Genomic DNA, 10949 nt, shown 5'->3' on the forward strand with positions numbered 1-10949 from the left:
TGATCCATCAACGCTTTCTTGCGCCATCATGCAGAGGTGGAACACCTACTGCGAAGAGAACACTGGAACCGGCAGGAACAAAAAATGCTCAAATCATCTTGCGGAATTGGAGAACAATCGGCTCAAAGCCGCCATCCGCCACGCTTGCTAGCTCCCCAAACCAGCGAATTTTGCCAGGTCCTGTTGATTGTCAGGCGGGAAAGCCGGGACGGCATTTGCCTCGAAAATAGTAAAAAGTTTCGCTTCTGGCTTGTATGGGACCAGAAAATTCCCGACCAATGCCCCGCCGGGGGCGTGACGAATATTGGCTTTCCTGCGATGAAAATATGGCCGATATGTGTATCTTTGTTCAGACGCTTTCATTGTCGATGTAGCACGAACAACAGGACCATGGTTGCCGAACTGTTTCCCGTTAAGAGGGTAAACCAATCACCCGACATCGGTTAATCGTCAAAGCAAAGTTTTTTAAATTCAACCAATTGGAACGAGGGCACCTGCTGGGCATATTCATCGATATCAGATGAGCGGCTCAGGCCAACATCTTCGGTCAATTTCTGGCCCGCGTTACTTTCGTCTCATCCCCGCGATGAAATGATGCGTAGACATTTTAACGAGTGTGGGCCGTGCCGGGAAACTAGCACGGCCCTATTTCTTATCCGCAATGCGCTGAGGGTGTTTAATTGGAGTTACCAGTGAAGTACGAGCAATCATTGACGACAACACAGTTTCAAACGTCAGCGACAAGTCATCCGTCGGCTCCGCTTTCCGAAAGTGATTTTTCTGGGCGCACGTCAAGGCGGCAGATTCTGTTTTATGAAGTCCTCATCACAGCCTGCATCGTACTGATTGGGCTACAGATCAAGTTCTGATGCCTCAAGTATTGCCGGAACGGATCGCAAGGTTGTGCGTGGAAGGCTGCTAAGCGAGACGAAGCTGTCATTACTGAAAATCACTTTTGCGCGGAAATCAGATAGCGGTTGAGCGAGAAAAAGAACGCACCCGTTCTCGCCAGTTCCTTCTGGCCATTCAGCCACGCGTTTTGTTCCTCGGGTGTGAACTCGACTGAACTTTCCATTATGGATGTCGCGAACTCGGCAGATTGCCGGGCGTAGGTGTCTTCGCCAAAACCGGTGTTCAGAACGACAAAGCTCTCCACTTCTATCTTGGAAAACCCAGCCTGCGCTAGCATCGACGGCAGGGATCGTGGCAGATGGGCGTCCGAATAGACCGCCTGATAAACCTTCATGACGCGCGCCATCAGATCCGGGTTGTCGCTTTTCCAGATCAGGCTGTCCCAATCTGTATCAAGCACAAGTAGACGCCCACCCGGTTTGAGAACGCGGTAGGTTTCGGCGATGGCCCGGTCGAGATTATCGAGAAAACAGAACACCTGCGCCGCAACGACAGCGTCGAATGTTTCGTCTTCGAATGGCAGGCTCTGCGCGTCACCGTGGAAAAATTCCCCCTTCGGACAGATATGCCGCGCCATCTCTAGGATCGCTTCGGACGCGTCTAGACCAACAACCCGGCCTTCGGGGCCAACGGCTTCAATCAACTCTCGTACCAGAATGCCATTCCCGGAACCAAGCTCCAAAATTGTCTCACCGGGGACAGGCGACAACGAGCGTATGATCTCATCGCGCTGCCGAACCATGTCCTTGGTTTTTGCCATCTGTTCCTGTTTTGCCGCCATCTCAGCATTGTAGAAACCGCTGCTCATAACCAATCCCCAAATGCTTTAGCGCCTCCCCAGATTAACATGGGTCAACGATTGGCAAAGGGAATTAATTGTAGAGCGCACTTTGACGGCTTCGGGCTCTGAGCGGTCATGCAACAAGCTGACTAGGCATCGACGCTTCCGGCCCAAACCGGCCTTTCACGACTACTTCAAGATGCTGCGGTGCAGCCTGTCATTGCTGACATTCGTGCATCGTGCAGCATTTGTTTGGCTTGATCGTCGGTCAGCGGACAAAACCGCCGTTTGATCAATTACTATTGTGCGGCTCGAAACATTGGAAACAGGGGGGGCGCTTGGTCGGCTTTGATTAGGCCCATCTCTTCGAAGCCATAGCGTTTATACAGTGGCAAGTTTGCGGGGTTTGTCGACTCCAGATAGGCTGGTCTTCCATCTTCGTCGCAACGTTTGAGGCTTGCTTCAAGCAACGCGGAACCCAACCTTCTTCCTTGGCGAAATGGGTCGACCGCGATAAAAGCTAAATGCCAGCAATCCTCATCGGGATGATATTTGTCCATCTGCCCGAACGTTTCGAACAAGGCATCATGATTTTCTGGTGCAACCGTCTTTTCGAAATAGGCGACAAGCTGTTCTTCGTCAGGGTGGATGCCAGGCGGAAGCCAAAGAGCACCAGCTGTGAAATCGTCGTTTCGAAAGGCGCTACCTTGTTCAAATGCACGCCCGCCAAAGAAGTCCATTACTCGTGGGAAGTGCTTTAGAAAATCGCAAGGTCTAGGATACAGCCAACGCATGAATGGGTCCGCAGAGAACCCAAGCGTTAATCCGCTAAGGACGTTATCGGCTTCACTTCGGTTTGAGGTTTTAAGCATGGGGGCCTCCTTGGGCTTTTCAGCGCTAGTATTTAACTTGGAGCATGCAGGCCGCAAATACGTGGTGTCAAATGTGCAATTTTTTGTCCCGCTGGAGCATCGATGGATGTTTGGTCTGGGCTCACAGCTGCCTTCCGCACTGCGGCAGGAAACTGAAATCGACGCTGTCAGGAACCGACGCGGACGGCCCTTTGCGGACCTTGAACCACCCTCGGCGATCTTGCGGCGTGGCCAGTCGAACCGGACTTTCGCTGCAATCTCAAGAATTGCTATGGCTGAATTCAAATCATGCGGACAGGGGCTGTGGAAATGTCAGTCGGCAACAGATGTTGACCCTTTATAGGCCAGAAAAATTGGCCCTGTTTTTTGCTAAGTTGGCACAGTGCTGCGTCGTCTCCATCTAACGCAGCGGCGACGTGCCAGCGTGGTTAACAACAAGGATCAGGTGCGGCTTTTGGAACGCCAGTTTTCAGTCCCGGTTTCGACGTTCTCGCAGTGATGCGTGAGACGGTCGAGGAGCGCGACTGTCATCTTGGCACCGGTGCAGGCGTGTCCGCAATCCCGTGGAAAAGTTGCGAGACGGCTTTGGTATCATTTTCTAAAGAGACTGATCCGGCAATGGCATCTTGAGCACCCGGTCTTCTAGAGAATGGCCGCGGCGTCCGCCTGAATGCGCGCTTTCACGCCCGCCGCGGTATTTTGGGCCTTTGCCGCCACCTGTGTGACCTGATCCATCGTCGTGATCATCGCCACTAGCATGATCGCTACCGCCTTCGTGATCATCACCACCGCTGTGATCGTCACCGCTTGCGTGGTCGTCACCGCCACCGTGATCATCGCCAGCCGACCCGCCGCCACGGCTTCCGCCTTGGCCGCCGCCGCGTCCTGAACCCCGCGATTGGGCATCTGCGAAATCCGGGATCACAAGGCCAAGTGTCAAAGTGCAAAATGCGCTCAGCAAGAGAACGCGACGTTCAATTGGATTTTTCATGATGGTCCTCCTTTGCGTACATGAGCCGGGAGCCTGCTTCCGGCTCATGTCTGATCGATCATTGCGATGCGTCGAGCACCGGTACCTCATACTCGTGTACAAAATTCAAAACAGTGCGCGAGTCGTCTGCGGCAAGAGTAAAGGCATCAAGGCTACCCGCGTCGCTTGCCGGTACGGAACCAAAGATGGTCTCATACACATTGATTTCGGTCGGAACGAAGCTTCCATCTGTCTGCTCCAGCAGAACAACAACGGTTCTGTCGCCAAACGTGTCCTCGCGGTCATAGGAGAAAGCAGAATAGTCGACGACTGAATAGGTCACATCACCGTTGGTCGTGGTATTTATTCCAAGAAACGCGTTGATATAAGCGATCTCGTCCGAGGTGAAGACACCCGTTTTGTCGGTGGCCGCTGCCAGAAACGCAACAGATGCCGCAAGGTCTTCGGAAGTGTAAGTGCCATCAACCATGAAATCATAGGCCGTGCCGGGCAGATCATCCACACCCGGTATCGTACCGTCTGTCATCAGCGCGACATAGATGGCCAAGTTCTCCAGCGGAGAGTCGATCGTCTTGTCGATGCCATCAAGCGTCAGCACAAGCCGTCCAGAGGCATCGAGCTTGAGATCGGTTGCTTCATTCAGCAAGGTTATGACCTCTTCCGCACGACGGTCCAGAACACTTACCGGAGCCCGACCCACATTCAGACGGCCAAGTTCGACCTCCTGTGTCAATGTCTCGTCAACCGGGTGACCTTCTTCGTCGAGGGCAATCAGGTTGCCATCAACGTCGAGCGGCTGCACGTAGCCTTCAGGCGTCAGAATGGGCACGCCGTTGTCGTCGCGCGCGATGATCCAAAGATCCCCAAACAGATCGCCTTTTTTCGAACCGGATGTTGGGGGCTGACCACCGCCAGCGCCATCCTTGCCACCGGGCTGTCCCGCCCATTCTGGACGATCAGAATCCTCACTATCCGAAGCATCCGCGCTATCCGAGGTGGTGACTTTGCTGCTGCCACCCTTCGCGGCCGTTCCACCTTTTGCAGACGAACCACCCATTGCAGAAGCGCCGCCCTTGGCAGTGGCACCGCCTTGCGCGTCGTCGTCCATGCCCGTGATGTCGCGGAAAATTCCACCCAGACCTTGGCCGCGTCCGCTGCCAGAATCGGAGCGCTGTCCGCCACCGCGCGCGCCACCTGCAGAGCTTCCGCCCTTCATTTGCTTGCCGGAACCTTGCTGCGCATAAGCCACATCAGTAACCATTGGGCTTGTAACCAACGCCACCGTCGCGCAGCCCGCGACCAGCATAGCCTTTAGAGAGATCGGCATAAATTTGTTCGAAATCATATCATTACCCCAGAGTTAAAATTTCTGATTTCGGAAGCGATAACAGTTTCCTCCGGTCGCTTTCCTTAAGAGAATTATGCACCACCCAAACATTCACGAATTGATATATATCAACGTGACGATGAGGTTTTGGCCAGTTGCGATACCTTTTCTTCATGCATCGCAACTGGGGCAGGTAATTCCTAGAACCGGTAGGCCAGACCAACCTGAAAATGGTTCTCGGATGTATCGAAGCTGTCGATACCTGACCCATAATTCACCTGATGAGAGCCATAGTCGGTGTAGGTATAATCCATTCGTAAGTTAACCTTTTCGCTCAAGGCAAATTCGAGACCCGCACCGATCCGCAACCCGCTCAGAGTATCGCTCTGACGAACGGTGGTTCCGGCAAAAGTGTAATCAGTTTCGAACCGCCCCACGGAATACCCCGCGCGTCCGTAAAGCAGGACTGAGTCATTAACCACATACCCAACCCGGAGCATTGCATTCAGGGCATGATGTTTTCCAACTGAGTATATCCGACCGGTAGGATTGCGTTCGATATTCCAGCCCGCCGATGAAAGCTCCAACTCAGCCTCTGCACCCAGATACCAGTCACCAAATTGCTGACCGTAACCGGCAAACACAGCACCGCTGAACCCCTGACCGGCACGCGTGGCGTCAAGCGTAAATACGGGCGCAGCTGCCGTTGGTCTTGGTCCGGTGTTATCGCTTTGAAGCGCACTGTGACCCAACATTCCCCCGGCATAAAACCCGGAAAAGACGGTGGGCTTGACAGGTTCAACAACTTCATCACGCGCTCCGATCTGATAGATAAGCCCAAAAAGCGCTGCCCCCTGAAGGTTGGCAAAATTGTCGTCATTGGGACCGCCGAGCGGCGCACCAAGTTGATAATCCGAATACGATCTGATCTGATATTCTAGCCGCCCCGAAAGACCACGGGCCAGCGGCACCTCTGCGCCCAGACCTAGCAGAAATCCCGTCTTATAATCTTCTGTGGTGACAACGGTGCCACCACGCACGTATCTGCTGTCGAATTCCGTAGCGACAGCACCAAATCGTCCATAAACCAGATTGCGCGCAGCGGTTCTGACACCGACGATGGCGCTAAGGCCAAGGGAGTTTCCTGTTTTGACAGAAAAGTCGCGGTCCGCGTCATGGCTCCAGTCCATGTTTGCGAAGTCGATATTAGCTTCTGCACCAAGGACGAGGTTCCCAAAACTGGTCCGATACCCGCCAAAAATCCCGGCCACCGAGCCGTGATCGCCAAAGTCGGCAGTCAGGTTTCCTCCTGCACCGCGCGGGCCGTCCACTTTGGTCTGTAGAAAACCGTGACCAAGCTGTGTACCGACATAGAAGTCACCGGTTGAAAACTTGGCATGTGCGGCTGGCTCGGCCGTGAATGCAGGCTGGAAATCGTAGCCAAGCATGAATTCGATGCGGTGTTCGTCGTAGTCCGCACCGGCAACGTCCGACAACCTTTTTTCGAAGGCATAGTTGGTATCCATATAGATTTTGGGATTGAAGTGATACCGCAGCCCGATGCTGGTTTCTGCCAAAACGTCGGTGCGGTTGATCTCTTGATAGTCATTTTCTGTCAGAAAGAAGTAGCCTGCCAGTGACAGATCTTGCGCGATGCGATGGCGGATCCGCACACCGGCACTGGTGGCAAGATAGCCTGACGCGCCGGACGTTGTCGTTTCTTCAAGCGTCCGGTCAATGACACCGGTAACTCTGGTGTCTGGACCCGGCCGCCAAATCAAGTTTGCTCCAACATCAAGAGCTGTGACGCGGTCAAATCGTGCGTCATCATATCCTTGAGACAAAGCACCAAAGGTCAATTCGCCTGTCAGATTTCCGATCTTGCCCGTGTAACCAATGGATGCCTGAATTCCGTCAGAGCTTCGTGCGAAACCAAAATCGTCGGTGGCGGCATCATATTTGCGCCGGTCATAAATGCCCTGAACGAAGACCTCACCATTTGCTGTCTTCGCAATTCCAATCCGGCCGCCAATTTCTGTCTCGGTTCGGTCACGGTCGTCGTTGTTGATTGAGGCACCGCCCGCGACAGCCGTATCGTCAAAGTCGAGTTTGCGCACATTTGCACCAAACCGAAACGCATTTCCGTTTAGAGTACCGCCAACACCAAAATAGCCACTCGCGTCGCGAAATTCAGTTGGTGCAACCCCGTTCACATCATCCGGCGAATTTCGGTTTTCGTGATCCCACTTGTATTCCAAACCGCCGAAAGCAAACAAACCGTCCCCCAGTCGGTATCGCAGCTCTGCGTCGATCGTATAATCATCATAGTTTTCGCTAGAATTATCGGCAAATCGACCGATTTCGGCCAGCACCCCGAAACGAAGCCGAAGATCCTCCGATTGCATCGACAGGTCAATCCACGGTGCCACAACGGTCACGATGTCGCTGCGCTTGCCATTGGCTGTCAAAAACACGTTGTCGGTAAACTCTTGTGACAGGGTAATACCGGCCTCAACCTCAAAAACGGAGCTTTCGGCGTTTTGTGAAGCAGTGGCAGAACTGGTCTGTGCAGCCAGAGATGGTGCCAGTACCACATTAACCAACGCCGAATAAATTAACGTAACTGAATACTTACTAACCTGCATAAATGCTCCGATATGACCTGAATTTCCCAAATATTTCAGAATCGCCTAACATGCTGGCTGATAGCGGCATTGACCAAGATCAATCCGCGGTCACTAAGAAGACCTCTAAACACCTGACGATGTACACATTTTTCCCAACTCGGCAGGTGCAGACGAAGATGGGAGAGGCCCACCCAATATTCAATGTCGAAAACATTGCCTTCAAGAAGCATACGCCTGTTACGGGCAGATCCTGTAAGCCCTGAAGAACAATCCAGACCTCACCGCGTTCCACAAATCGCACGCGCAATGGCGCTGGCTTATAGACTCCGCCAAGGATCAATCAATCGCAAGGCTCTGACTTGATCTTAAGAGCACTCTCAGTGGTGTGTGTTCACCTGCTGACATGCTCCCCTGAAAAGTCCGGTGTTTTGAGTTAGTCTGTTCTCCAAGAAGGAGACAGACGATGAAGAGAACCCGTTTGAGTGAAGAGCTGATAATCGGGATATTGAAAGAGCATCAGGCTGGTCTCGGCGCGAAGGATCTGTGTCGCAAGCACGGCGTCAGCGATGCAACGTTCTACAAATGGCGATCCAAGTATGGCGGCATGGAAGTATCTGATGCGAAGAAATTGAAGGCACTGGAAGTCGAGAACGCCAAGCTGAAGAAGCTGCTGGCTGAGCAGATGATGGACGTGTCGACGCTTAAGGAAATGCTGGGAAAAAACTTTTGAGGCCCGGATCGCGACGCAATGCTGCGGCCTGGGCCATGAAAGAAAAGCGATACAATCAGAAGCGGGCCTGCGCCTTGGCTGGGATCGACCCGCGTGTTTATCGGCGTGTGTCGAAACGGTCAGCGGATACTGATCTGCGAGATCGGCTGAAGGAACTGTCTTCGGGGCGACGGCGATTTGGCTACCGGCGGCTGCATATCTTGCTGAAGCGCGAAGGTTGGCACGTGACTTGGAAGAAACTGTATCGGATCTAACGCGAAGAAGAGTTAACAGTCCGTAAACGTGGCGGTCGCAAGCGTGCAGTGGGCACCCGAGCACCGATGGCGATCCCGCAGGGACCAAACCAGCGGTGGTCGCTGGACTTCGTGTCTGACAGCCTGTCTTGCGGTCGGCGGTTCCGTATTCTTAATGTGATTGATGAGTTCAGTCGTGAATGTCTGGCCGCTGTGGTCGATACGTCTCTGTCTGGTGACCGCGTTGCGCGTGAATTGGATCGGATCGCAGAGATGCGCGGATACCCCTGCATGGTGCTCAGCGATAATGGAACGGAGCTCACTTCGAATGCGATCCTGAAATGGCAGGAAGACCGGAAGGTTGACTGGCATTACATCGCACCTGGTAAACCAATGCAGAACGGGCTTGTCGAAAGCTTCAATGGCAGGATGCGCCCCTTTCGGCAGATTGCGTTGCAATCGTCTGCCGGGCAATGGACGAATGCCTGAATGAGCACCTGTCCGATAACCTACGCCGTGCCCGCAACCTGATCGCAGGGTGGCGTATCGACTTCAACCACCACCGCCCACACACAAGCCTCGCTGGCCTGACGCCAGCAGAATATGCTAACCGGTCAGAAGAGGACCAAAACCTGAACAGCGATAACCTAAATCAGCGGACCCAATGGGGAGCAGGTCACTGCCTTCGTTGGATTGTTGCTCAGCTGTGGTGCATGATTGTAATGGATGCACATTTTGTCCGACTGAGCAGGCTTTGAGAAACCCTGCAGCGAATGTCCGGTTTCCGACGTTTGTGAAGACTACCGCTTCCGGCCCAAAGCCTGCAGCCAGCAACCAAATTGATAACACCGAAGGTAACAGGGCTTAGTCGAAATGTGCTATGCTTTTATGTAGCGGAGGAAGATCAAATGAGCTTTGTATCAATCACGACCTTGCGAATGATAAGCGAAACTGAGAGCCTTCAGCATGTGACAGACCTGATGCAGCGAAAATACTTCCCTGGGCTGTTAGCTTTGGGCGCAAAGCATTCAATGCTCGTGGACGTTGACTTAGACCGTTTCGCCATCGTGACGGTTTATCCAAGCCGCGAGGTGCGCGATGGTGCCATCGCCCATGTCTCAGCCCTTCGCATTGAAGGAGCAGAGGAGTTCGGTGCAAAGATGATGGATGCCTATGGCGGAGAGTTGTTGGCCTCGTCCGAAGCTTAGAATGCTCTATTTACTATGCCCGCCCAGTAGAGCTTGATGCGTAATGCAGCGAACGATTGGCCCCCGCCCTAACGTTGAAAAGTGCTTAATGCAGTTTTTGGCTACAAGGTGTCCAGTTGACAACGACTAACTCTTCAATTTGCTGGCGTGGTATTCAATCGCGCTTGCCAAACCTTTCAGTGATCTCTTTTCTTCGTCAGTCAAATCCCCGAAAGCGGTTTCTATTTCCTCAAATAGCACCTCCATTTCCCGCATTTTGTCTTTCAGATTATGAAGCTTCTCAGTTCTTTCTACAGGGGCCGTCATCTCAATCTCCTATAAAAGTGGCAATGGTCGCTATCTTAGATACGTAACACAGACGCACGGTTGGAAGCAGGTCCAGCTAAAAGAATATTTCCTCAAAAATCGGGCTTGATTGTGCAACCGCTTGACCGCCTCACAGAACAAACTTGCAGGTCTCAGGCTGGAACCATTCACGAACATAATACGCTCAAATCACCGTCCAAAGAACGTAAGCCGCCATGAAAATCACAATTATTGATCCAAACGTATAAAAAGTCGCCCGGACTTCGTGACTCTGTTTTGTCAAGTAGGCACCGGCATGGGCCAGTCGCGCGAGCACGAAGCCATACATCAGAATTTGGGCAAGCCATAAAGCAGGATCGACGACAACAAAGACCAAACCGACCGCCCAAAATGCTGGGATGTTTTCCAGATCATTGCGATGCATGCGACGTGAGCGGTCAACATAGTCATTGAGCTCAAGTTGGTCGGGTCTCGGGTTCTTGTTTATCGGACCTTTCTGTAGGTCCTCAGGGTTTACCAAACCTGAATCGCTTTTTATCATCCGATAAACAGTCATCCAGCCTTGCAGCATTACCTTCAGCACCATGAGTGCCGCAACCAGCGCATAGGTTTCAAAGTCTGGGTTATCCAGCGTTAAAGAGTTCATTTCATTTCCCTTGTTGCTATCTGGATATTGCAGGCAAAATCTAGCGGTTTTCCTACAAGCCAGCTTGTACCTTTCTAGCACGTAATCGAACAGAACGTCATTTATTGATGGGCCGCTGAGGGCTAGTAGCTGCCTCGCGGCAGTGCAGAGGAAAGCGCGTTGTGACCGTCGTCTGAATGTCAGCTTCACCTGATCGCGGCATGAGATTTCGCTCTTGCAACGAATGACCGCAATCCGCCGATTCTGTGGAAAAACAACGTGTTGCTGACGCAGAAAGTAGCCCTCTAAACTGGGCGCAAGCGCCTTTCTTATCAGG

8 protein-coding genes and 2 pseudogenes are annotated in these 10949 nt (G+C 52.8%); 2 read left to right on the plus strand and 8 right to left on the minus strand.

Annotated features, from left to right (window positions below; genetic code table 11):
* Positions 1-949: 949 nt before the first annotated feature.
* The 6 genes and pseudogenes from ACEWL3_RS20245 to ACEWL3_RS20270 all read right to left on the minus strand — a co-directional run bounded on the left by ACEWL3_RS20245 (position 950) and on the right by ACEWL3_RS20270 (position 7528).
* Positions 950-1720: a methyltransferase domain-containing protein gene (locus ACEWL3_RS20245; RefSeq protein WP_386185031.1), complete on the minus strand. Its 771-nt coding sequence runs from the start codon at positions 1718-1720 to the stop codon at positions 950-952.
* A 272-nt stretch (positions 1721-1992) separates the two neighbouring features.
* Positions 1993-2565 (minus strand): GNAT family N-acetyltransferase, encoded by a 573-nt coding sequence (locus ACEWL3_RS20250; RefSeq protein WP_386185029.1) that lies wholly within the window; start codon positions 2563-2565, stop codon positions 1993-1995.
* Positions 2566-3006: 441 nt separating this feature from the next.
* Positions 3007-3102, minus strand: a pseudogene (locus ACEWL3_RS20255) (ATP-binding protein); the annotation flags it as partial.
* 105 nt (positions 3103-3207) lie between these two features.
* The gene (locus ACEWL3_RS20260) at positions 3208-3471 is read right to left on the minus strand and encodes a hypothetical protein (protein WP_435001589.1); all 264 of its coding nucleotides are present in this window, start codon (positions 3469-3471) and stop codon (positions 3208-3210) included.
* A gap of 143 nt (positions 3472-3614) precedes the next feature.
* On the minus strand, positions 3615-4901 hold the full coding sequence (locus ACEWL3_RS20265) for a hypothetical protein (RefSeq protein ID WP_386185026.1): 1287 nt from the start codon (positions 4899-4901) through the stop codon (positions 3615-3617).
* A gap of 182 nt (positions 4902-5083) precedes the next feature.
* Positions 5084-7528, minus strand: coding sequence for an outer membrane beta-barrel protein (locus tag ACEWL3_RS20270; RefSeq protein ID WP_386185024.1), 2445 nt, complete (start codon positions 7526-7528; stop codon positions 5084-5086).
* Positions 7529-7973: 445 nt separating this feature from the next.
* Between ACEWL3_RS20270 and ACEWL3_RS20275 the strand changes: the two are divergent.
* Positions 7974-9231, plus strand: a pseudogene (locus ACEWL3_RS20275) (IS3 family transposase).
* Positions 9232-9381: 150 nt separating this feature from the next.
* Positions 9382-9681 carry a hypothetical protein gene (locus ACEWL3_RS20280; protein ID WP_386185022.1) on the plus strand — a complete coding sequence of 100 codons (300 nt, stop codon included), beginning with the start codon at positions 9382-9384 and terminating at the stop codon, positions 9679-9681.
* 126 nt (positions 9682-9807) lie between these two features.
* On the opposite strand, the gene ACEWL3_RS20285 is transcribed toward ACEWL3_RS20280, so the two are convergent.
* Together ACEWL3_RS20285 and ACEWL3_RS20290 are read right to left on the minus strand one after the other, a co-directional pair.
* Positions 9808-9987: a hypothetical protein gene (locus ACEWL3_RS20285; RefSeq protein WP_114878278.1), complete on the minus strand. Its 180-nt coding sequence runs from the start codon at positions 9985-9987 to the stop codon at positions 9808-9810.
* Positions 9988-10171: 184 nt separating this feature from the next.
* On the minus strand, positions 10172-10949 hold a 778-nt coding region (locus ACEWL3_RS20290; RefSeq protein ID WP_386185020.1), incomplete at its 5' end, for an MAPEG family protein.

It is taken from the genome of Sulfitobacter sediminivivens (assembly GCF_042611115.2).
Lineage (GTDB): Bacteria > Pseudomonadota > Alphaproteobacteria > Rhodobacterales > Rhodobacteraceae > Sulfitobacter > Sulfitobacter sediminivivens.

Coding starts and splice junctions, on each gene's coding strand:
- ACEWL3_RS20280 (WP_386185022.1), top strand. CDS start 9,382: ATGAGCTTTGTATCAATCACGACCTTGCGAATGATAAGCGAAACTGAG.
- ACEWL3_RS20260 (WP_435001589.1), bottom strand. CDS start 3,471: ATGCCCAATCGCGGGGTTCAGGACGCGGCGGCGGCCAAGGCGGAAGCC.
- ACEWL3_RS20250 (WP_386185029.1), bottom strand. CDS start 2,565: ATGCTTAAAACCTCAAACCGAAGTGAAGCCGATAACGTCCTTAGCGGA.
- ACEWL3_RS20270 (WP_386185024.1), bottom strand. CDS start 7,528: ATGCAGGTTAGTAAGTATTCAGTTACGTTAATTTATTCGGCGTTGGTT.
- ACEWL3_RS20265 (WP_386185026.1), bottom strand. CDS start 4,901: ATGATTTCGAACAAATTTATGCCGATCTCTCTAAAGGCTATGCTGGTC.
- ACEWL3_RS20285 (WP_114878278.1), bottom strand. CDS start 9,987: ATGACGGCCCCTGTAGAAAGAACTGAGAAGCTTCATAATCTGAAAGAC.
- ACEWL3_RS20245 (WP_386185031.1), bottom strand. CDS start 1,720: ATGAGCAGCGGTTTCTACAATGCTGAGATGGCGGCAAAACAGGAACAG.